The sequence below is a fragment of the Shigella sp. SIG6 genome, from assembly GCF_053555815.1.
In genome coordinates, this window is record NZ_JBQZXC010000341.1 from 1 (window position 1) to 346 (window position 346).

1 protein-coding gene is annotated in these 346 nt (G+C 59.2%); it reads right to left on the reverse strand.

Going from position 1 to position 346, the window contains the following annotated elements:
- Positions 1 to 346, reverse strand: a 346-nt coding sequence (locus tag ACUU1M_RS20730; RefSeq protein WP_449144801.1) for a transposase zinc-binding domain-containing protein, incomplete at both ends; no start/stop codon positions are given.

Consider the following 346-nt stretch of genomic DNA (forward strand, 5'->3'; position numbering starts at 1 on the left):
CGTTTCCGGGCGGCATACAGCAGATTCTCCACCGCCAGACGGCACACGTCATTCAGCAGCCACCGGTTGCTTTCGAACACCGGCCACAGCGTGTCCGGCAGGGTGAAGACCAGGTGTACCCAGTCGCAGTCAGGAAGACGATTCAGCTGTGTCGCTATCCACAGGTCTGTGGCCTTTTTTCCGCAGGACGGGCAGGCACGGCTGCCGCATGAGTTAGTGACGTATCTGACGTGGGGGCACTCAGGTTTATCGCAGATGTATTCCTTCACTCCCAGTATCCGCGTGCCGCAGGCCAGCATTTTTGTGACAGCCTCAACCTCGATATCGCGCAGACCGCCCGCATCCA